This is a genomic window from Kitasatospora sp. NPDC088779, assembly GCF_040685395.1.
In the GTDB taxonomy this organism is placed as follows: domain Bacteria; phylum Actinomycetota; class Actinomycetes; order Streptomycetales; family Streptomycetaceae; genus Kitasatospora.
The window spans coordinates 1-19,225 of sequence record NZ_JBFBHW010000034.1 but is presented as its reverse complement, the minus strand read 5'-3'; the positions used below and the strand labels follow the sequence as shown (position 1 = coordinate 19,225).

Genomic DNA, 19,225 nt, shown 5'->3' with positions numbered 1-19,225 from the left:
GCCGGCAGCTGCCCGCGCCGGTTCAGCGCCCGGGCGCCACACACCGTGCGGAGCGGAAACCCCACGGGCGGGAGACCTCGTACACCGCCAGCCGCTCGACCCGGGCCGGCCCCTGCACGCCGGGCCAGCGCGGGTTCGGCGTGGCGTCGCCGATCAGGTGCTGCCGTTGCCAGATGCGGTTCCAGCCGACCCGCAGGGCGGGCTCGAAGCTGTGCCACCGTCCGCAGGGGCACGGCTGCCGCACCCAGGCGCAGGTCCGGCAGAGTTCGGCCAGGCCGTGGCCGGTCGAGCGCGACAGCACCGGCTCCTCGTCCCCGCAGGCCGGGCAGCCGGGCAGTTCGGCGCCGTCCAGCAGCGCGTTCTGCCGACGGACGTAGTCGGGCAGCCGCAGCGGCGGGTGGAGGAAGGGGTCCGCCCGCCAGGCCGCGTCCGGTGCGCCCCACCAGGGGCGGTTCCACCACACCGGCTCGGGCGGTTGCCGCCGCCCGGCCCGCTTCTCCGCCCGGCGCCGCGCCGCGTACTCCTGCGCCCCGGCCAGCCACAGGACCCGTGCCTCGTGCAGTTCCTCCACGGCCCGCACCAGCGAGTCCGGGTCGGCCTCCAGCAGCCGGGGCATCCGGGCGCTGAGCGTGAGGTGGTGGTAGGTGGCCCGGAAGCCGTACGGCGCGAAGCAGGTCAGGCAGGTCCGCAGGGCGTTGAACCGGCGGCGCGCCGGCAGCCGCTCGTCGTGCACCCGGGCCCGGTGGGTCAGGAAGCTGGTCACGGCTGCCCCGCGGTGACGTCGGGGGCCGACTGTGTGCGCATCACCGGGTGATCATGTCGGACGGCCCGCCCGTCGGGCCAAGGCGTTACCCCGCGTCCGCCGCGATCCGGGCCAGGACCCGGCCGCAGCGCCGGGCGAAGGCCCGTTGCGCGAGCGGCAGCAGCGGCCCCGCCAGCCGGGCGTACCGGGCGACCGGACGGCTGAAGGCGGTCACGCTGAACCAGACCGCCCCGTCCGCCTCCAGTTCGACCAGGAACGTCTCCTCGCCGCGGGCCAGATGGCCGGCCCGGGTGCCGTAGGTGAAGCCGTACCGGTCCGGGCCGTCGACGGTGGCCAGCACCCGGTTGGGGGCGCCGGCCCGGAGCGGGCCGACGCCGATCGCGCAGTGCACGGCGACGCCGGGGGCGGCCTGGTCCGCGTCGGCGTCGATCCGCACGCCGGCCAGCCGGTGCATCCGCCAGCCGAGCAGGGCGGCCCCGGCCACCTCCAGGGCGGGGCGGCCCCGGCCGACGAGCGCCCGGTGGCGCAGGTGGCGGTACCCGCCGGGCAGGTGGCCGGTGGCGCTGGCGCCCTGCTCCGGGTAGCTGAGGTCGGTCATCGGTGGTCCTCCGCGGTGGTGATCCGGCGCCAGGCGAGCAGCGAGCAGAGCGCGAAGCCGAGCGCGTTGCCGACGCCGTGGGTGGCGGCCATCCAGGCCAGGGTGGGGTGGGGGAGCCCGGACGCCTGGCCGAGGGCCCACCACAGGGCGAGCAGCATGGTGAGGGCGAGGACGGCCGAGGAGGCGGTGAGCAGCCGGGCGGTGACCGGGTCGGCGGCGCGCGGCCGCAGGTCGCGCCAGGTGACCAGGCCGACCAGCCACATCCCGGTGGTGAGCACGCAGGCCCCGGCGAACTGGACCCAGGTGCCGAGGAAGTACCCGGCGAGCACCAGCAGCGTCCCGGCCGGCACGCTGAGCGCGGCGCAGCGGGCGGCGCCGGAACCCGCCCGGGTGCTGCGGCAGACCAGCCCGGCGACGAGGGCGGCGGTGAATCCGGCGTAGTGGAAGTGCGGGACGGTCAGCGCCAGGACGTGTGGTTCGAAGTCGAACAGCGGGTAGCCGGAGCGCTCGGCGACCAGGGCGGTGCCGGCCACCGCCGGGGCGGCGAGCGCGGTGAGGACGGCGAGTTCGGCGGGCGCGAGCGAGCGGGTCCGGCGCAGCCGCAGCGGTGCGTGGAGGGCGACGGCCAGGGTGCCGAGCGCGTAGAGGGCGGCGCTGCCGGTGGCGAGGCCGCCGCGCGGGAGCCAGAGCGAGAGCGCGCCGGGGACGGCGGCGAGCGGCCAGAGCCGGCGGACGCGGGCGAGGCCGGGTTCGCCGATCAGGGCGAGGCCGAGCGGGACGACGGCGCCCATACCGAGCAGGACCAGCAGGTTCACCAGCTCCGTCGTGCCCTTGCCCATGCCGGAAGCGCCTCCTTGAACGCGTTCAAATCTTGGTCGTCGACGACTCTACGCCGCAGAGTTGAACGCGTTCAACTCGCCCCCGGTCCGCCTGCCCTGGTGTTCACGGTGGGTGCGGCGCACTCTGGAGGAGTAACCGATGGAGGTGATCCGCCATGCAGACTCTGGTCGGTTGGCACATCGAGATGGAGTTCCGCGAGGACGGCCCGCGCACGACCGCCGCGGCCATGCTGCGGCTGCGCGACGGCAGGGAACTACGGGCCCACGGCTACAGCAGCCGCCACCCCTCGGACCCGGAACAGCTGCGGGTCGGCGAGGAGATCGCGGGGGCCAGAGCCCTCAACGACCTGGCCTCGCAGCTGCTCACCAAGGCCCACGGCGAGATCCAGGAGGTCAGCCCGGTCCCGACCCACCCGTTGACGTGAGCGCCCCGCACCCGGACGGCGGCCACGCCGGCGGCCGGGAGCACCGTCCGCGCATCCCGCTGATCTGCCCGCGCTGCGGGCACGAACAGCAGGTCGTGCCCGGCGGCCCCGACCGGGCGGTCAGGGTCGTGCACGTGGCGACGGGCCGGGAGGCGTGCGAACCCGGGGACCTGGCGAAGGCGCCGGACGACGGGCCCTGACAGCGCTCCCCGGCAGCGCGAACGCTTCACCACGCGAACGGCGCCGGGGGCCGGGCCGGTCCGTGCCCGGTCCTGCCCCCGGCGTCATCAGGTGGCCCGACGGGGTCAGTTGACGCAGTACGTCGTCGGCAGCTGCCACTCGGGCCCGACCAGCCGCTGCTCCAGCTCGTTGAGCGTGATCCGGATGCCGACCGTCCCGGCCAGTCCGACCCGGAACCGGCTGCGGGCCAGGGCGATCAGCGCCGTCAGGCCGTACTTGTTGATCAGCGAGGTGCGGTAGCGGGCGGTGTCGTCCGGGTCGCAGAGCCGTGCGCGGGCCGGCACCGGCCGCCCGGTCGGGCGCCCGTGGGAGTCGCACGGGCCGACCAGCACCCGGGGGTGGCGCCGGATCCGTTCGGCCTCGCCGGAGTGGGCCGGGGTCCAGACGCCGAGCGCCGTGCCGTCGGGCACCACCCAGATCTGCGAGTCCTGGCGGGTGCCGTCCTCGCCGAAGGTGGTGAGCAGGAGGTATCTGTTGTCGGCGAGCTGGTCGGATCGGTCGTGCATCTGTCCTCCCTCTGGCGTGGGGACCGGGGCCGTGGGTCAGTGCCCGTGGCCCTCGGTGATCTCGCGGTACTCCTCGGCGGTGGGCTTGGCGATCCGGGCGTGTTCGCCGTGGAATCCGCGGGACAGCCGGGCGCGGGTGCGGGTGAGCACGCCCGCGCTCCGGGCGACTCCATTCTCGTCGACGGGGGCCGGCAGTTCGAGGGGGCGGGGCTGCTCGTGTGCGGTGAGCCGGTGCAGTTCGGCGGGCGCGAGCCCGGCGTGCACCTCGGTGAACTCGCCGTGCGGCAGGCGCTTGACGACGCCGGTCTCGCGTCCGTGCAGCACCTTGTCGCGGTCGCGGCGCTGGAGGCCGAGGCACCAGCGCTTGGTGATGACGAAGACGGCCACCGGGACGGCGAAGAAGCCGATCCGCACCGCGTAGGTGATGGTGTCGAGCGACAGGTGCAGATGGGTGGCGATGAGGTCGTTGCCGCCGCCGGCCAGCATCACCAGGTAGAGGCTGATCCAGGCGGCGCCGAGCGCGGTGCGGACGGGCGCGTTGCGCGGCCGGTCCAGCAGGTGGTGTTCACGCTTGTCGTCGGTCACCCAGCTCTCGACGAACGGGTGGACCGCGATCGCGCCGAGGATCACCGGGAACAGCGTGAACGGGATCAGCACGCCGAGGTTGAGGGTGTGCCCCCAGAGCCCGACCTCCCAGCCGGGCATCACCCGGATCAGGCCCTCGGCGAAGCCCATGTACCAGTCGGGCTGGGCGTCGGTGGAGACCTGGTCGGGGCGGTACGGGCCGTACGCCCAGATCGGGTTGATGGTGGCGACGGCGGACATCAGCGCGACGATGCCGAAGACCAGGAAGAAGAACCCGCCGGCCTTGGCCATGTAGACCGGCATCAGCGGCATGCCGACGACGTTCTTCTCGGTCTTGCCCGGGCCCGCCCACTGGGTGTGCTTGTGGTAGAAGACCAGGATCAGGTGCGCCACCAGCAGGCCGAGCATGATGCCGGGCACGAGCAGCACGTGGACGGTGAAGAACCGCGGGATGATGTCGTGCCCGGGGAACTCGCCGCCGAACAGGAACATCTGGAGGTAGGTGCCGACCAGCGGGATGGCCAGCAGCACGCCCTCGATGAACCGGATGCCGGTGCCGGAGAGCAGGTCGTCCGGGAGCGAGTAGCCGAAGAAGCCGTCCAGCATGCCGAGGAAGAGCAGCAGGAAGCCGAAGACCCAGTTGACCTCGCGCGGCTTGCGGAACGCGCCGGTGAAGAAGACCCGCATCATGTGCACGAACATGGCCGCGACGAAGACCACGGCGGCCCAGTGGTGGATCTGCCGGATCAGCAGCCCGCCGCGGACCTCGAAGCTGATGTCCACCGTCGAGGCGTAGGCCTGCGACATGGGCACGCCCTTGAGCGGCACGTACGAGCCGTCGTAGATCACCTCGCCCATGGAGGGCTTGAAGAACAGGGTCAGCCAGACGCCGGTCAGGATGATGATCAGGAAGGTGTACAGGCAGATCTCGCCCAGCATGAAGGACCAGTGGTCCGGGAAGATCTTGCGCAGGTTGGCCCTGGCCAGGGTGTGGATCCCCAGCCGGCCGTCCGCCCAGTCGACGGCCCGCCGCCCCCGTCCTGGGTTCTGATTCCGGGTCATGTGCACGCACCTCGGTCGGAAGGAAGTGGGGATAGTTCCCCGCTTCTCGCTGGGGCCACCATAATCGGGGAGCGGTCCCCACTTCTACCCGGGGTCGCTGTGATCCAGACCCCGAATGGCCGACCCCGGAACCGTCGACCCCGGAACCGTCGACCCCGGAACCGTCGACCCGGAACGGCGAGCGGCCCGCCCGGAGCCCCAGGAAGGGGACACCGGACGGGCCGCGTACGCACCCGAGCAACCCGCAGGCGTCAGTGCACCAGCACCGGCACCTCGTCGTTCTTCGCCGCACCGGCACCCGACGCCGACGCCGCGTCCGGGCGACCGGCGTTCACGAGGGTGAAGGCGATCGCGGAGGCCGCCACCAGGATCCCGAAGGACACCCAGATCGCGGTCGTGAAGCCGTGCACCATGCCCTGGAACTGCAGGGTCTGGGCGGCGGCCGGCGACGCGGCCGCCGCGGCGGCCGCGTGCGAGGCCAGCCAACTGGTGGTGGCACTGGCCGCGATGGTGTTCAGCAGCGCGGTGCCGATGGCGCCGCCGACCTGCTGCGAGGTGTTGACCATCGCCGAGGCGACGCCCGCGTCGCGCGGCTGGACGCCGTGCGTGGCCAGGCTCATCGCCGGCATGAACGCGGTGCCCATGCCGAGGCCCATCAGGACCAGGCCGGGCAGGATCAGCATCGGGTAGGAGGTGTCCAGGCCGATGTTGCTCAGCAGCAGCATGCCGATCGAGGCGACCAGGAAGCCGGGGGCCATCAGGAACCGCGCCGGGACGCGGGTCATCAGCCGGGCGCCGATCTGGGTCGAGCCGGTGATCATGCCCGCCACCATCGGCAGGAACGCGACGCCGGTCAGCACCGGGCTGTAGCCGCGCACGAGCTGCAGGTAGTAGGTCAGGAACAGGAACAGGCCGAACATGCCGATCACGGCCAGGCCGAGCGACAGGTACACCCCGCCGCGGTTGCGGTCCAGCACCACGCGCAGCGGCAGCAGCGGGGCCTTGACCCGGCGCTCCACCAGGACGAACGCGGTCAGCAGCACGGCGGCCGCGACGAACAGCGCCAGCGTGCTGGCGGCCGTCCAGCCGCTGGACTCGGCGCGGGTGAAGCCGTACACCAGCGAGACCAGGCCGGTGGTCACCAGCAGCACGCCGGGGACGTCCAGCCGGTTGCGGTTGCGGCCCTCGGCGGGCTCGCGGATCACCAGGACGGCGCCCGCGGCGGCGACGATGGCGAACGGGACGTTGACGAAGAAGGTCCAGCGCCAGTTCATGTACTCGGTCAGCAGGCCGCCGAGGATCAGGCCGATCGCGCCACCGCCACCGGCGATCGCGCCGTAGATACCGAAGGCCTTGGCGCGCTCCTTGGCCTCGGTGAAGGTCACCGCCAGCAGCGACAGCGCGGCCGGGGCGAGCAGTGCGCCGAACACGCCCTGGAGGGCGCGGGCGCCGAGCAGCATCGCGGTGTTGGCCGCGGCGCCGCCGAGCGCGGAGGCGAGGGCGAAGCCGGCCAGGCCGACCACGAAGGTCCGCTTGCGGCCCCAGAGGTCCGCGATCCGGCCGCCGAACAGCAGCAGGCCGCCGAAGGCCAGCGCGTAGGCGGTGATCACCCACTGGCGGTTGCCGTCGGAGATGCCCAGGTCCCGCTGGGCGGACGGAAGGGCGATGTTCACGATGGTGGCGTCCAGGACGACCATCAGCTGGGCGAGGCCGATGAATATCAGCGCCTTCCAGCGCCGGGGATCGGGCAGCGTCGCCGGTCGGGCGTCGGTTTCAGGCATGGGGGTACTCACTTCACGGTGCGTGGCGTGCGACAAGGGTCGACCGCCGTACGGGGACGGCTGGTCGCCGTACGGGGCGTCGGTGCGGGGCGTGCGGGGATCGGCTCCTGGCGGGCCGGTGGTCGGCCTGGTCCGGAGGGTCGGTCGGTCGGTCGGGGTACCGCTGGTGGGTCAGTGGTGGGGTTGGAAGTCCTCGAAGGTCGCGGCCCGGCCGGGCAGCACCGAACGGGCCGGCGTGCGCAGCCCGTCCAGGAACAGCTGCAGGTGCCGGTGGACGAAGTCGTCGAGCAGTTGGCAGGACGTCCCCGGCAGCGGCCGGGTCAGCTGGCTGATCGCGATGAACAGGTCACCGTGGTCGACGTCCGCCCGCAGTTCACCCGCCGCCCGGGCGCGCTCCATCAGACCGCCCACGGCGGCCGTCAGACGCTCGCGGGCCTCGGTGAGGTCCGGGTCGAACGGGTCGACATGGCTGGTGAACATCGGGCAGAGCGCGCCGAGCTTCTCCGCGACGGTCGCGTGCGCGAACCGCTGCAGGGCGTCGAACGGGACGCCGTCAGGGGCGTCCGCCTCGACCGTCGCCGTCTCGGCGAGGGCCAGGATACGGCTCTTGACGAGCAGTGCCACCTCGCGGACCAGCGCCGAGCGGTCCGGGAAGTTCCGGTACAGCGTGGCGTTGCCGACCCCGGCCCGCTTCGCGATCTCGTCCAGCGGCACGTCCGCGCCGTGCTCGACGAAGGCGTCGCGAGCCGCCAGGACGATCCGCTCCCGGTTGCGGGTCGCGTCAGCGCGCAGCTTGGGCGCACGGACGTTCTCCACGGGTCGGACCGGCTCGGTGGCGGCGGTGGTCACGGCGACTGCTCCTTCAGGATACCGGGGAAGTTCTCCCCGCTTCTGTCTACGAAAGACCAAACGGGGATTCCCTCCCCGGAAATTTCGCCTTTCCATGTGACCTGGGTCACATTTACCCGCTCTGGTGTGACCGGGAGGGCCGGGCGGTGGGCGCTATCGTCGGAATCCAGATGGCCCGTGACCACTTGCCGGTGTGTTCGTTGCACCACAGGGTGCCCAGGCGAAGGAGGAAAGCCCGTGACCGCGATCTCCGACCGCCCGCAGATGCTGCCCGAGGAGTTCGAGGAGTTCGCTCGTCTTCTGGCTCGAACTGCCGAACGCATCCGGCCGGAGCTCATCAACGGGAAGCTGGGGGTCAAGCCCGTGCCAGGCGGCGACCACGGCCGAATGATTCAGTGGCTGCTGCGGATCTGCATTCAGGCTCGGCCTGAGCTCTATCTGCACGATCAGGGGCTGAAGATCCAGGGCTACCGTGGCAGTTTTGCCCGCCCGGACGGCACGTTGGCGCACGCAGACGCCTTCGTCGGCACGGCGGAGTGGGCCGAGACCAGCGGCGTGCTGATGGTCGCCGAGGTCACCTCCTACGACTCCGATACCAATCAGCGGGACCGTGTCGAGAAGCCTCGGGCCTATGCGGAGGCCGGCATCCCCGTCTACCTGTTGATCGACCGCGACTCCGCCGAGGTCACCGTCTACAGCCAGCCCGACGGCGTCCGTTACGAGACCGCGCAGATCCTCCCGTTCGGCAAGACCGTCCACCTCCCCGAGCCGGTGGGGATCTCGCTGGACACCGAGCCGCTCAAGAACTGGGTGCGCTGATCCCGGCCATGCCTCCCGGAACGCGCTACGCCCTTCGGCCTAGGCTGTGGGCGTCCCGGGCGGCCGGTGGGCCGTGGGAGTCGGGAGGGGCCCGGCGGCCGGGTGGCGAGGAGGTCCGCGATGGGCAGCGGTGAGACCGCCGAGGTGCGCTGCGTGGCGGCCGTTCCGTGCTGGGTGAGCCTGACGGCCCGGGACCTGGAGGGGGCGAAGGCGTTCTACGGGCCGCTGCTCGGCTGGGAGTTCGAGCCGGGGCCGGACCGCTTCGGCCCGTACCTGCATGCGGTGACCGGCGGGGAGGCGGTGGCCGGGCTGGGGGTCGCGGGCAGCGACTGGGCGATGCCGGTGGCGTGGACCAGCTACTTCGGCACGGAGAGCGCGGACGAGGCCGCCGACGCGGTGCGCGAGCGCGGCGCGACCCTGGCGGTGGGCCCGCTGGCCTTCGACGCCGGGCGGGTGGCCTTCGCGGCGGACCCGGCCGGGGCGGTGTTCGGCATCTGGGAGGGCCCGCTGGGCCGGGCCCGGCGGCTGGACCTGCCGGGCGCACCGGTCTGGATCGAGCTGCGCACGCCGGACCCGTTCGCGGCGGCCCTGTTCTACGGGCAGGTGTTCCGCTGGGACGGCCGTGACCCGGAGCGGTTCGACGTCCGCTGGGAGCACGACCGGGTGGTGCTGCGGGCGGAGGGCCACAGCGTGGCCGCGCTGGCGCGGGAGCAGGCGGGCGGTGCGGCGGGGCTGCCGCCGCACTGGGAGGTGTCCTTCGCCGTCCCGGACGCGGACCGGGCGCTGGCCCGGGCCGTGGAGCTGGGCGGTTCGGCGGTGGGAGCCGCCTTCGACTCCCCGTACGGGCGGGTGGCCCGGTTGCAGGACCGGGAGGGCGGCCGCTTCGCGGTGATCAGCCCGAAGAACTGAGGCTCACGGCTCGGCGGTGCCTGCCTCGGCGGTGCCTGCCTCGGCGGGCCCGGTGGCCTCGGCGTCTTCGGCGTCTTCGGCGGTTTCCGCGCGTTCGGCCCGCAGCCGGTCGCCGAGCGCGGCTCGGGTGGTGGCCGGCAGGGCCTTGCGGGCGGCCGGGAAGAGCTGCTTCTCCTCGACGGCGAGGTGGCGCCGCAGGGTGTCGGCGAGGCCGCGCAGCAGGGTGTCGAAGGCCGGGTCGGCCGGGCCGAGCCCCTGGAGGTCGGAGAGGTACTGCCCGATCGCCAGGTGCTCGTGGATGCTGCCGAACACCAGCGCCCCGCCGTCCGGCACGTCGTGCTGCACGAGCGGGAAGAGGTGTTCCTCCTCGGCCGCGCAGTGGGTGAACAGCAGGTCGGTCAGCCGGGCCAGCAGGTCGGTGCGCTCGGCGGCGCCGGTGGGTGCCTGCTCGATCCGGTCGAGCAGCTCGGTGACCGCCCGGTGGTCGGCGGTGAACTCGCCGAGGATGTCCGGCCTGCGGCTCATGGCGTGCCCGCCTCTCGCACGGATCGCGGCCCCCGCTCCTTCCAGTATCCGGCGTCCGGCACCACGCCGGTCGCCGCAGGTCAGGGCCGGTCGCGCCGCCCGGTGAGGGCGAGCAGGCGGGTCTGCGGACCGGCGTCGTCGGGGACGGGCAGGGGCGGGTCGAACAGGCCGCTCCCGGAGAGGTCCCCGTAGCCGGCGAACTCGCCGAGGGCGAAGTCGACGAGTTCCGCCGGGAGCCGGGTGCGCCGTCCGATGGCTTCGGCGAGGTCCCAGCTGTGGATGACCAGGTCGGTGGTGAGCTGGTCCAGGTAGTACTGCCCGGAGACGTCCCCGAAGGAGAGGTGGACGGTGAGTTCGGTGGCGCCGGGGACGGCGAAGGCGTCCCGGGCGGCGTCGGCGGCTTCCGTCCAGGTGGTGACCGGGTCGTCGCCGAGGACGTCGCCGTCGAAGCGGCCGCCGACCTCGGAGATGGTGGCGCCCATCAGCAGTTCGGGGATCCACAGCTGTTCGCCGGTGAGGTGGTTGACGAGCTCGCGGACGGACCAGCCGGCGCACGGGGTGGGGGCGTCCCACTGGCGGGGGGTGATCAGCCGGACGCGTTCGCCGAAGGCGGCGAGGGCCTCGGGGTAGGGCGTGCCGGGTTTCGCGGTCCGCCGGTGCTGCCTGCGTTGAGCCATGTCTCCACCCTGCCCCGGGCGGGGTCCGGCCCGCGAGTTGTCCACGATGCGTCAGTTGTTCAAATTCGAACTCCAAGGTACGGTCGAGGAGTGGCCGGTTCAAATTTGAACAACAGCCGCGGGACGACCCGCCCGGCCGCGCCACCACACCCCTACGACCGATCCCGATCGATGGAGACGCGCATGCCGAGCAGCAGCCCGAGCACGACCGCCCCCACCACCACCGTCCTCCCGGGCCGGGTGACCCCCGACTCCGCGACGACCTCCCCGCACGCCTACGATGCCGGACTCCTGCTCCTGCGCCTGGCCCTCGGCCTGACCATGGCCGCGCACGGCAGCCAGAAGCTGTTCGGCTGGTTCGGCGGCGGCGGGATCGACGGCACCGGTCAGTTCTTCACCATGAGCGGCTACCCGGCGGGCAACGCCATGGCCGTGGTCGCGGGCCTCACCGAGACGCTCGGCGGACTCGCCCTCGCCGTCGGCCTGCTGACCCCGCTGGCGGGCGCCGCGATCGTCGGCACGATGGTCAACGCGATCGCCGTCACCTGGGGCGGCGGCTTCTTCGCCCCGAAGGGCAGCGAGTACGAGCTGCTCCTCACGGCGGGTGCCGCCGCGCTCGCCCTGACCGGCCCGGGCCGCTACGCCGTGGACCGCTTCCTGCCGGTGCTGCGCGCGCACCGGCTGGCGTACGGCGCGGCGGCGGTCCTGGTCGGCCTGGTGACGGCCGGCGTGATCCTGCTGCTGCGGAAGTAGTCGAGCGGGGCGTCAACCCCCAAACGCAGGGGCCGTGGTGGCGATTCGCCATCACGGCCCCTGCGTCGTTCCCCCGCCAATCGCTCACATGAGCGGGGCTATCCAACGTCATGTGATGTGTGCCATGGTACATGTCACACTCCCCACCGTGTGCACGACGGAGCCGCCCACGAGGCGCCGTCGCCAACGGTCCTCACCACCCCACCGGCCGCACCCCCAATGCGGCCGACGACGGCCCGGAGGCCCCCACGTGAGTTCCGCGCGTCTGCTGCGACTCCCACAGCTGGCAAGGCTGTTAGTACTCGCCCTGACCATGTTCCTGACGATCGGCCTGTTCGCCCCGCAGAGCAAGGCCGCCCCCGCCGCCGCTCCCGGCGGCGGCGCGTCCGTCCCCACCACCCCCGCCGGACCGGCGCCGCAGCCCGCCGCCGGCGCCCCCGAACGCGGCCACACCGACCGGCAGTTCGCCTCTGCCGACCAGCGAGCCCCGCTCCCGCTCGACACTCGGCCGGCCGAGGCCCGGCCGACCGCCAAGGCCTTCGCCCTCGGCGCGGCGGCCGCACAGCCCTGCAATGTCGGCGACTTCACCGGCCGGACGGGCGGCGACCTGGTCCAGCACATCAAGGCCGCCGACATCCAGTGCATCAACGGGCTCTTCCAGCTCACCGGCGCGGACGCGAGGGGCGCGTTCCGTGAGGAGCAGATGACCACCGTGGCGTACGCGCTGCGCGACGCGTCCGGCAGCTACCCGGGCGACAACTCGACCTCCGTCGAGCAACTGGTGCTGTACCTGCGCGCCGGGTACTTCGCGCAGTGGTACCACAAGGACGACGTCGGCACCTACGGCACCGCCCTCCAGACGGCGATCCGCTCCGGGCTGGACGCCTTCTTCGGCGGCGCGCACGTGCGGGACGTCGCCGCGGGCAACGCGCCCATCCTGGGCGAGGCCGTCACCCTGATCGACAGCGCGCAGGAGAACATCCGCTACCTCCCGGTGGTCAAGCAGCTGCTGAACGACTACAACAGCGCCACCTGGAACCCGGCCGGCATGGCCTGGGCGGTGAACCCGGTCTTCACGGTGCTGTTCCGCGGCCACCAGGTGACCGGCTTCGACGCGGCGGTCGAGGCCGACCCGAGCGTGCTGGACGCGCTGTCCGGCTTCGCGACCCGCAACAACGACCAGCTCGGTGGCGACTTCGGCGTGCTGGTCTACAACGCGGCCAAGGAGCTGACCCGCTTCCTGAAGGACACGGCGCTCCAGCCCAAGGTCCGTCCGCTCGCCAAGTCGCTGGTCGCGCAGTCCGCGCCGAACGGTCGCACCGTCTACCAGTGGGCCGCGGTCGCGGACGGGGTCGGCTACTACGACGCCGCCAACTGCGCCTACTACGGCACCTGCAACGCCTCCGACCAGCTCAAGGCGGGCGTGCTGACGGTCAACTACACCTGCAGCCCGAGCATCAAGCTGATCGCCCAGGCGCTGGACAACACCCAGCTGGGCACCGCCTGCACCAGCCTCACCGGCCAGGACGCGTACTTCCACTCGGTGGTGCGCGACAACGGTCCGGTCAAGGACGACAGCAACACCACGATCGAGGTCGTGGTCTTCCACTCCTCCTTGGACTACCAGGTGCTGGCCGCGGCCATCTACGGCATCGACACCAACAACGGCGGCATGTACCTGGAGGGCGACCCGGCCAAGGCCGGCAACCAGCCGCGCTTCCTCTGCTACGAGGCCGAGTGGGCCCGCCCGTCGTTCGAGATCTGGAACCTCAACCACGAGTACACCCACTACCTCGACGGCCGGTTCGACATGTACGGCGACTTCAACGCCGGCATGACCACCCCGACCGTCTGGTGGGTCGAGGGCTTCGCCGAGTACATCTCGTACTCGTACCGCAAGGTGACCAACGACGCCGCCATCGCGGCGGCCGCCCAGCACACCTACAAGCTGAGCGACCTCTTCGACACCGCCTACGGTGACCAGGACCGGGTCTACCGCTGGGGCTACCTCGCCGTCCGCTACATGCTGGAGCAGCACCGCGGCGACCTGGACTCCGTCCTCGCCAAGTACCGCGCGGGCGACTGGGCCGGCGCCCGCACCCTGCTCAAGACCACCATCGGCACCCGCTACGACGCCGGCTTCGACAGCTGGCTGACGGCGTGCGCCAACGGCGCCTGCGCCTCCGGCGGTGGCACGCCCACCCAGCCGCAGCTGCCGGAGTGCGCCGGCACCGACATCCGCAAGCTGGACGCCAACTGCGCCCGCAGCAACATCGCGGCGACCACCGGCAACTACGCGCACTTCTACCTCCTGGTGCCGGCCGGCACCAAGCAGGTGAAGGTCACCACCAGCGGCGGCACCGGCAACGGCGACCTCTACTACAACCCGGCCTCCTGGGCGTACACCGACGCCAGCACGGCGCACTCGGCGGGGCCGGACAACTCCGAGACCCTGACGATCACCAACCCGCCGGCCGGCTACGTCTACTTCAGCCTCTACGCCCAGCAGGGCTTCAGCGGGGTGAGCGTCACGAGCGAACTCTGACCGGACGCTCGTCGAGCGACCGAACACGGACAGGTGACCGCCCCGGCGGAGCGCTTCGGCGCCCCGCCGGGGCGGGTCCGTTCCCGTCGGCGGCCAGGTGTACTGACCACGGAGGTCGGTGACAGGGCCTATTCGCCGATCCGGACCAGCGCCAGGGTGATGTTGTCCGGCCCGCCGGCCGCGATCGCCGCCTTCCAGAGCTCGAACGCGGCCCTCCCGTCGGCGCGGTCGGAGCCGTCGTGCGGCCGGGCGAGCAGCGCGGCCAGCTCCTCCTCCGGCACCGGGTCGGTCAGGCCGTCGCTGCACACCAGGTAGCGGTCGCCGGCGGCCAGCGGTGCGGCGCGCACGTGCGGCTCGACGAAGGTCAGTCCGAGCGAGCCGCCCAGGGTCTGGGTGACCACCGAGGTGGTGCGCCGGCCGGGCGGCAGCGGCGGGCTGTCGTCCACGCTCACCCGGCGCAGCCCGTCCGGGGTGACCTGGTAGACCCGGCTGTCGCCCACGTTGAAGGCCACCGCCCGGTCGGGCAGCAGTACCAGGCCGGCCACCGTGGTGCCCATCGCGGCCAGCTCGGGTTCGCCGGCGGCGGCCGCGTACACCGCCCGGTTGCACTCCTGGAGTTCCTCCCGGACGGCCTCCTCGCCGTCCAGTCCGGTGCCGTCGGCGGCCAGCCGGCGGGCCACCAGGGCGCTGGCGACCTCGCCGCCGGGGTGGCCGCCCAGGCCGTCCGCCACGGCGACCACGCAGGGCGGGCCGAGCGGGAACAGCAGGGTCTGCGGGTTGCCGGTCACGGTGGCGCAGAGTGTCCACGGCCCGACCGTGAGGCTGTCCTCGTTGTGCTGCCGCACCAGGCCCTCGTGGCTCAGCGCGCTCACCGCGATGTACGTCGCCATCGGTTCGCCGCCCTTCCGGAGCCCCCCCTCAATTGTGGGCGGGAATAACGATCCGCACCCGGGTGCTAAGGTGGTTGAAAGTTTAACGATCCGCCCCGAGAGCCCCGTGCGCCCCGAGCGCCCGGGCGAGGGGCCGACCTGGAGTGTGGTGAGCAGCATGCAGTTCGGAATCTTCACCGTCGGCGACGTCACCCCCGACCCGACCACCGGCCGCACCCCGAGCGAGCACGAGCGGATCAAGGCCATGGTGGCCATCGCGCGCAAGGCCGAGGAGGTCGGCCTCGACGTCTTCGCGACCGGCGAGCACCACAACCCGCCGTTCGTCCCGTCCTCGCCGACGACCATGCTCGGCTACATCGCCGCGCAGACCGACCGCATCATCCTCTCCACCTCGACCACGCTGATCACCACCAACGACCCGGTGAAGATCGCCGAGGACTTCGCGATGCTCCAGCACCTCGCCGACGGCCGGGTGGACCTCATGATGGGCCGCGGCAACACCGGCCCGGTCTACCCGTGGTTCGGCAAGGACATCCGCCAGGGCATCCCGCTCGCGATCGAGAACTACGCGCTGCTGCACCAGCTGTGGCGCGAGGAGGTGGTGGACTGGCAGGGCCGCTTCCGCACCCCGCTGCAGTCCTTCACCTCCACCCCGCGCCCGCTGGACGGCGTCGCGCCGTTCGTCTGGCACGGCTCGATCCGCAGCCCGGAGATCGCCGAACAGGCCGCCTACTACGGGGACGGCTTCTTCGCGAACAACATCTTCTGGCCCAAGGAGCACTTCCAGAAGCTGATCGCCCTCTACCGCGAGCGCTACGCCCACTACGGCCACGGCACGCCCGAGCAGGCGTACGTCGGCCTCGGCGGGCAGGTGTTCATGCGGCGCAACTCGCAGGACGCGGTGCGGGAGTTCCGCCCGTACTTCGACAACGCGCCGGTGTACGGGCACGGGCCCTCGCTGGAGGAGTTCACCGAGCAGACCCCGCTGACCGTGGGCAGCCCGCAGGAGGTCATCGAGAAGACGCTGGCCTTCCGCGAGTCCTTCGGCGACTACCAGCGCCAGCTGTTCCTGATGGACCACGCCGGCCTGCCGCTGAAGACCGTGCTGGAGCAGCTGGACCTGCTCGGCGAGGAGGTCGTACCGGTGCTGCGCGAGGAGTTCGCCAGGAACCGCCCGGCCGCGGTGCCGGACGGGCCGACGCACGCCGCGCGGGTCGCGGCCCGCGACGAGGAGTCCGCCGACGGGAAGTCCGCCGACGGGGAGAGCGTGGAGGTGGCCAAGTGAGCGCGTACCGGCTGGTGGTGGTGAGCGCCGGGCTGAGCAAGCCGTCCTCGACCCGGCTGCTGGCCCACCGCCTCTCCGAATCGACGATCCGTCAACTGTCCGATGACGGAGGGCAGGTGGACGTCACGGTGGTCGAACTGCGCGACCTGGCCACGGAGATCGCCCACCACTTCGTCACCGGCTTCCCCGGCGCGGCGCTGCGCGGGGCGATCGACGCGGTGACCGGGGCGGACGCGGTGATCGCGGTGACACCGATCTTCACCGCCTCCTACAGCGGCCTGTTCAAGTCCTTCTTCGACCTGGTCGACCACGACGCGCTCACCGGCAAGCCGGTGCTGATCGCCGCCACCGGCGGCACGCCCCGGCACTCGCTCGCCCTGGAGCACGCCGTCCGGCCACTGTTCAGCTACCTGCGCGCGGTGGTGGTGCCGACCGCCGTCTACGCGGCCACCGACGACTGGGGCACGGCGGGGGACGGGCTCACCGACGGCCTCCCGGGCCGGATCGACCGCGCGGCGGGCGAACTGGCGGCACTGCTGGCCGGCCGCGGCCCGGCGGCGCCGGCGCTGCCCGAACAGGTGGTGCCGTTCGCCGAGCAGCTGGCGGCCCTGCGGGTCTGACAGCCGGGGTGGAAGGGGCGGGCGCGTGACGGCGCGTCCGCCCCTTCCGCGTGCCCACCGGCCGTGGGCGTCCCCGAACGGCCTCGGTGGACGGCGCGTCCGGGAGGGCCGTTCGGGGGAGTGCCGCCCGCGCCGAATGGTCCGCTATGGGGTGTAATCGTACGCATGATCAGATGTCCGTTGGTCCGTCACGCCGCTGGTCCGTCACACCGTCGGCCCGCCCGGTCGGCGGCAGCCGCGGCACGCTGACCACCGGCCATGAGCGGGACGCCGCCCGGCCTCCCGCGCCACCGTGGAGGAACCCTCGCCATGCAGGCCGAACCGCAAGCCGTGCTCTCCCCGCTGACCAGCGCGGCGGTCTTCCTGGTCCTCACCGTCGAGCCCGGCGGCGAGGACGCCGTCCGCGACCTGCTGCCCGACCTCGCCGGGCTGCGCCGCGCGGTCGGCTTCCGGGTCCCCGAGGGGGGCCTCACCTGCGTCACCGGCGTCGGCTCGGACGCCTGGGACCGGCTCTTCGACGGCCCCAGGCCGGCCGGCCTGCACCCCTTCCGGGAGGTGGCCGGCACCCGCCACCGGGCCCCGGCCACCCCCGGTGACCTGCTGCTGCACCTGCGGGCCGCCCGGATGGACCTCTGCTTCGAGCTGGCCGGCCAGCTCACCGGCCGGCTGGCCGGGGCGGCCACCGTGGTGGACTCCGTCCAGGGCTTCAAGTACTTCGACGACCGGGACCTGCTCGGCTTCGTCGACGGCACCGAGAACCCCGAGGGCCGGGCCGCCGAGACCGCCGCCGTGGTCGGCGCCGAGGACCCGGACTTCACCGGCGGCAGCTACGTCATCGTCCAGAAGTACCTGCACGACCTGGACGCGTGGAACGCGCTGAGCGTCGAGGACCAGGAGCGGGCGGTCGGCCGCACCAAGCTCACCGACATCGAGCTCGACGACGCCGTCAAACCGGCCGACTCGCACGTCGCGCTCAGCACCGTGACCGGGCCGGACGGCGAGGAACGGAAGATCGTCCGCTACAACATGGCCTTCGGCTCGTTCGACCGCGGCGGCGAGTTCGGCACCTACTTCATCGGCTACGCGCGCGATCCCGAGGTGACCGAGGAGATGCTGCGCAACATGTTCGTGGGCCGCCCGCCCGGCACCACCGACCGGCTGCTCGACTTCTCCACCGCCGCCACCGGCTCGCTGTTCTTCGTCCCGACCGCCGACTTCCTCGACGCCCCGCCGCCCGCGCCATCGGCGCCCCCGGTGCGGTCGGCGCCGCCCGCTCCGCCCGCTCCGCCCGCTCCGCCCGCTCCGCCCGCTCCACCCGCGCCGAGTACTCCCCCCGCGACCGGCTCACTCGGCATCGGCAGCCTGCGCGGCACGCCCTGAACCGGACCTCCCGACAAGGACCCGCACCATGAACAACCTGCACCGCGACCTCGCCCCCGTCTCCGCCGCAGCCTGGGCGGAGATCGAGGAGGAGGCCCGCCAGACCTTCAAGCTCCACATCGCCGGCCGCCGCGTGGTCGACCTGAACGGCCCCGACGGCTCCACCCTCGCCGCCGTCGGCACCGGCCACCTGACCGGCATCGAACCGCCCGCCGACGGCGTCCAGGCCCACGCCCGCGCCGCCCAGCCGGTGGTCGAGCTGCGCGTCCCCTTCACCGTCCGCCGCGAGGCCGTCGACGACGTCGAGCGCGGCTCCCGCGACTCCGACTGGCAGCCGGTGAAGGACGCCGCCCGCACCATCGCCCTCGCCGAGGACCGCGCCGTCTTCGAGGGCTACCGCGCCGCCGCCATCGAGGGCATCCGAGCCGGCTCCACCAACCCGCCGGTCCAGCTCCCCGAGGACGTCCGCGAGTACCCCGAGGCGGTCAGCCGCGCCCTCACCGCGCTGCGCCTGGCCGGCGTCGGCGGCCCCTACTCGCTCCTGCTCGGCGCGGACACCTTCACCGCCGTCAACGAGACCAGCGACCACGGCTACCCCGTCCACAACCACCTCGCCCGCCTCCTCGACGGGGACATCATCTGGGCCCCCGCCATCGAGGGCGCCCTCCTCCTCTCCACCCGGGGCGGCGACTTCGAACTCTTCCTCGGCCAGGACGTCTCCGTCGGCTACCTCTCCCACGACGCCGACACCGTGCGGCTCTACCTCCAGGAGTCCCTCACCTTCCGCGTCTACACGGGAGAGGCCGCCGTGGTGCTGGCCGCCTGAGGGCGTCCTGAGGCCCAGCACACACCGGGAAGGGTACTGAGTTCCTTTACCAGGGGTACTGAGTGCCGTATCCTCTTCACGGAGCCTCCGACACCAGTCGAAGAGCGCCGACACGGTATGCCGGTCCAGGCGGCGCCCACGGCGCGCAGGGCGCGGCCGGGCCGGGATTGGCACTCAGTACCCTCGGCATGACGTGAGGCCATCGACCAGCGCGACCGTGACAGGAGAACCACTCATGAGCTTGAGGATCGTCGTCTGTGTGAAGTACGTGCCGGACGCGACGGGTGACCGTCGGTTCGCGGACGACCACACCACCGACCGGGAGGGCGTGGACGGCCTCCTGTCGGA

The 19,225-nt window shown here is 72.7% G+C and carries 20 protein-coding genes and 1 pseudogene; 11 read left to right on the top strand and 10 right to left on the bottom strand.

Translation table 11 applies throughout. The features are described from left to right. Positions 1 to 22: 22 nt before the first annotated feature. The 3 genes from AB0P03_RS27400 to AB0P03_RS27390 form a co-directional block, all read right to left on the bottom strand. The gene (locus AB0P03_RS27400; protein ID WP_363631391.1) at positions 23 to 763 is read right to left on the bottom strand and encodes a hypothetical protein; all 741 of its coding nucleotides are present in this window, start codon (positions 761 to 763) and stop codon (positions 23 to 25) included. Positions 764 to 848: 85 nt separating this feature from the next. Then, the gene (locus AB0P03_RS27395; protein ID WP_363631389.1) at positions 849 to 1,361 is read right to left on the bottom strand and encodes a DUF1990 domain-containing protein; all 513 of its coding nucleotides are present in this window, start codon (positions 1,359 to 1,361) and stop codon (positions 849 to 851) included. After that, positions 1,358 to 2,200: a YndJ family protein gene (locus AB0P03_RS27390; protein WP_363631387.1), complete on the bottom strand. Its 843-nt coding sequence runs from the start codon at positions 2,198 to 2,200 to the stop codon at positions 1,358 to 1,360. The genes AB0P03_RS27395 and AB0P03_RS27390 overlap by 4 nt, the downstream gene beginning before the upstream one ends. Before the next feature lie 155 nt (positions 2,201 to 2,355). Between AB0P03_RS27390 and AB0P03_RS27385 the strand changes: the two genes are divergently transcribed. Then, positions 2,356 to 2,625, top strand: a complete 270-nt coding sequence (locus tag AB0P03_RS27385; RefSeq protein ID WP_063346968.1) for a DUF1876 domain-containing protein — start codon at positions 2,356 to 2,358, stop codon at positions 2,623 to 2,625. Continuing rightward, entirely contained in the window at positions 2,622 to 2,825 is a 204-nt protein-coding gene (locus AB0P03_RS27380) for a hypothetical protein (RefSeq protein WP_363585639.1), read from the top strand. Before AB0P03_RS27385 ends, AB0P03_RS27380 begins: the two co-directional genes overlap by 4 nt. A gap of 105 nt (positions 2,826 to 2,930) precedes the next feature. Here AB0P03_RS27380 and AB0P03_RS27375 read toward each other — a convergent pair whose 3' ends face one another. The 4 genes from AB0P03_RS27375 to AB0P03_RS27360 form a co-directional block, all read right to left on the bottom strand. Then, positions 2,931 to 3,371, bottom strand: a complete 441-nt coding sequence (locus AB0P03_RS27375) for a PPOX class F420-dependent oxidoreductase (protein ID WP_363585638.1) — start codon at positions 3,369 to 3,371, stop codon at positions 2,931 to 2,933. A 36-nt stretch (positions 3,372 to 3,407) separates the two neighbouring features. Further along, positions 3,408 to 5,018 (bottom strand): cytochrome bc complex cytochrome b subunit, encoded by a 1,611-nt coding sequence (locus AB0P03_RS27370; RefSeq protein WP_363631386.1) that lies wholly within the window; start codon positions 5,016 to 5,018, stop codon positions 3,408 to 3,410. Between the two features lie 251 nt (positions 5,019 to 5,269). Further along, positions 5,270 to 6,799, bottom strand: a complete 1,530-nt coding sequence (locus AB0P03_RS27365; protein WP_363585636.1) for an MFS transporter — start codon at positions 6,797 to 6,799, stop codon at positions 5,270 to 5,272. Positions 6,800 to 6,970: 171 nt separating this feature from the next. Further along, positions 6,971 to 7,648: a TetR/AcrR family transcriptional regulator gene (locus tag AB0P03_RS27360; protein ID WP_363631384.1), complete on the bottom strand. Its 678-nt coding sequence runs from the start codon at positions 7,646 to 7,648 to the stop codon at positions 6,971 to 6,973. Positions 7,649 to 7,885: 237 nt separating this feature from the next. Here AB0P03_RS27360 and AB0P03_RS27355 point away from each other — a divergent pair, with 237 nt between their 5' ends. Next, positions 7,886 to 8,467: a Uma2 family endonuclease gene (locus AB0P03_RS27355; RefSeq protein ID WP_363631382.1), complete on the top strand. Its 582-nt coding sequence runs from the start codon at positions 7,886 to 7,888 to the stop codon at positions 8,465 to 8,467. A gap of 120 nt (positions 8,468 to 8,587) precedes the next feature. Continuing rightward, positions 8,588 to 9,376: a VOC family protein gene (locus tag AB0P03_RS27350; protein ID WP_363585633.1), complete on the top strand. Its 789-nt coding sequence runs from the start codon at positions 8,588 to 8,590 to the stop codon at positions 9,374 to 9,376. Between the two features lie 3 nt (positions 9,377 to 9,379). Here AB0P03_RS27350 and AB0P03_RS27345 read toward each other — a convergent pair whose 3' ends face one another. Both AB0P03_RS27345 and AB0P03_RS27340 read right to left on the bottom strand, forming a co-directional pair. Continuing rightward, positions 9,380 to 9,901, bottom strand: coding sequence for a hemerythrin domain-containing protein (locus tag AB0P03_RS27345; protein ID WP_363631380.1), 522 nt, complete (start codon positions 9,899 to 9,901; stop codon positions 9,380 to 9,382). A gap of 80 nt (positions 9,902 to 9,981) precedes the next feature. Continuing rightward, positions 9,982 to 10,578: a TIGR03086 family metal-binding protein gene (locus AB0P03_RS27340; RefSeq protein WP_363631379.1), complete on the bottom strand. Its 597-nt coding sequence runs from the start codon at positions 10,576 to 10,578 to the stop codon at positions 9,982 to 9,984. Between the two features lie 183 nt (positions 10,579 to 10,761). Here AB0P03_RS27340 and AB0P03_RS27335 point away from each other — a divergent pair, with 183 nt between their 5' ends. Together AB0P03_RS27335 and AB0P03_RS27330 are read left to right on the top strand one after the other, a co-directional pair. Continuing rightward, the gene (locus AB0P03_RS27335; protein ID WP_363585630.1) at positions 10,762 to 11,331 is read left to right on the top strand and encodes a DoxX family protein; all 570 of its coding nucleotides are present in this window, start codon (positions 10,762 to 10,764) and stop codon (positions 11,329 to 11,331) included. Positions 11,332 to 11,644: 313 nt separating this feature from the next. Further along, positions 11,645 to 13,876 carry a M9 family metallopeptidase gene (locus AB0P03_RS27330; protein ID WP_363631377.1) on the top strand — a complete coding sequence of 744 codons (2,232 nt, stop codon included), beginning with the start codon at positions 11,645 to 11,647 and terminating at the stop codon, positions 13,874 to 13,876. A gap of 128 nt (positions 13,877 to 14,004) precedes the next feature. Here AB0P03_RS27330 and AB0P03_RS27325 read toward each other — a convergent pair whose 3' ends face one another. Continuing rightward, positions 14,005 to 14,766 carry a protein phosphatase 2C domain-containing protein gene (locus AB0P03_RS27325; protein ID WP_363585628.1) on the bottom strand — a complete coding sequence of 254 codons (762 nt, stop codon included), beginning with the start codon at positions 14,764 to 14,766 and terminating at the stop codon, positions 14,005 to 14,007. Between the two features lie 157 nt (positions 14,767 to 14,923). Here AB0P03_RS27325 and AB0P03_RS27320 point away from each other — a divergent pair, with 157 nt between their 5' ends. From AB0P03_RS27320 to AB0P03_RS27300, 5 genes and pseudogenes are all read left to right on the top strand, one after another. Then, positions 14,924 to 16,051, top strand: coding sequence for an LLM class flavin-dependent oxidoreductase (locus tag AB0P03_RS27320; RefSeq protein WP_363585627.1), 1,128 nt, complete (start codon positions 14,924 to 14,926; stop codon positions 16,049 to 16,051). Beyond that, on the top strand, positions 16,048 to 16,671 hold the full coding sequence (locus AB0P03_RS27315; protein ID WP_363631375.1) for an FMN reductase: 624 nt from the start codon (positions 16,048 to 16,050) through the stop codon (positions 16,669 to 16,671). Before AB0P03_RS27320 ends, AB0P03_RS27315 begins: the two co-directional genes overlap by 4 nt. 309 nt (positions 16,672 to 16,980) lie before the next feature. Beyond that, positions 16,981 to 18,051 (top strand): Dyp-type peroxidase, encoded by a 1,071-nt coding sequence (locus AB0P03_RS27310; protein ID WP_363631374.1) that lies wholly within the window; start codon positions 16,981 to 16,983, stop codon positions 18,049 to 18,051. Between the two features lie 28 nt (positions 18,052 to 18,079). After that, positions 18,080 to 18,877: a family 1 encapsulin nanocompartment shell protein gene (locus AB0P03_RS27305; protein WP_350884446.1), complete on the top strand. Its 798-nt coding sequence runs from the start codon at positions 18,080 to 18,082 to the stop codon at positions 18,875 to 18,877. Between the two features lie 235 nt (positions 18,878 to 19,112). Next, positions 19,113 to 19,225: pseudogene (locus tag AB0P03_RS27300) on the top strand (electron transfer flavoprotein subunit beta); the annotation flags it as partial.

What these genes read in the sequence shown, in the direction of transcription:
- AB0P03_RS27350 (WP_363585633.1), top strand. Translation starts at nt 8,588, where the DNA reads ATGGGCAGCGGTGAGACCGCCGAGGTGCGCTGCGTGGCGGCCGTTCCG.
- AB0P03_RS27375 (WP_363585638.1), bottom strand. Translation starts at nt 3,371, where the DNA reads ATGCACGACCGATCCGACCAGCTCGCCGACAACAGATACCTCCTGCTC.
- AB0P03_RS27345 (WP_363631380.1), bottom strand. Translation starts at nt 9,901, where the DNA reads ATGAGCCGCAGGCCGGACATCCTCGGCGAGTTCACCGCCGACCACCGG.
- AB0P03_RS27320 (WP_363585627.1), top strand. Translation starts at nt 14,924, where the DNA reads ATGCAGTTCGGAATCTTCACCGTCGGCGACGTCACCCCCGACCCGACC.
- AB0P03_RS27325 (WP_363585628.1), bottom strand. Translation starts at nt 14,766, where the DNA reads ATGGCGACGTACATCGCGGTGAGCGCGCTGAGCCACGAGGGCCTGGTG.
- AB0P03_RS27310 (WP_363631374.1), top strand. Translation starts at nt 16,981, where the DNA reads ATGCAGGCCGAACCGCAAGCCGTGCTCTCCCCGCTGACCAGCGCGGCG.
- AB0P03_RS27390 (WP_363631387.1), bottom strand. Translation starts at nt 2,200, where the DNA reads ATGGGCAAGGGCACGACGGAGCTGGTGAACCTGCTGGTCCTGCTCGGT.
- AB0P03_RS27370 (WP_363631386.1), bottom strand. Translation starts at nt 5,018, where the DNA reads ATGACCCGGAATCAGAACCCAGGACGGGGGCGGCGGGCCGTCGACTGG.
- AB0P03_RS27365 (WP_363585636.1), bottom strand. Translation starts at nt 6,799, where the DNA reads ATGCCTGAAACCGACGCCCGACCGGCGACGCTGCCCGATCCCCGGCGC.
- AB0P03_RS27330 (WP_363631377.1), top strand. Translation starts at nt 11,645, where the DNA reads ATGTTCCTGACGATCGGCCTGTTCGCCCCGCAGAGCAAGGCCGCCCCC.
- AB0P03_RS27340 (WP_363631379.1), bottom strand. Translation starts at nt 10,578, where the DNA reads ATGGCTCAACGCAGGCAGCACCGGCGGACCGCGAAACCCGGCACGCCC.
- AB0P03_RS27385 (WP_063346968.1), top strand. Translation starts at nt 2,356, where the DNA reads ATGCAGACTCTGGTCGGTTGGCACATCGAGATGGAGTTCCGCGAGGAC.
- AB0P03_RS27395 (WP_363631389.1), bottom strand. Translation starts at nt 1,361, where the DNA reads ATGACCGACCTCAGCTACCCGGAGCAGGGCGCCAGCGCCACCGGCCAC.
- AB0P03_RS27335 (WP_363585630.1), top strand. Translation starts at nt 10,762, where the DNA reads ATGCCGAGCAGCAGCCCGAGCACGACCGCCCCCACCACCACCGTCCTC.
- AB0P03_RS27305 (WP_350884446.1), top strand. Translation starts at nt 18,080, where the DNA reads ATGAACAACCTGCACCGCGACCTCGCCCCCGTCTCCGCCGCAGCCTGG.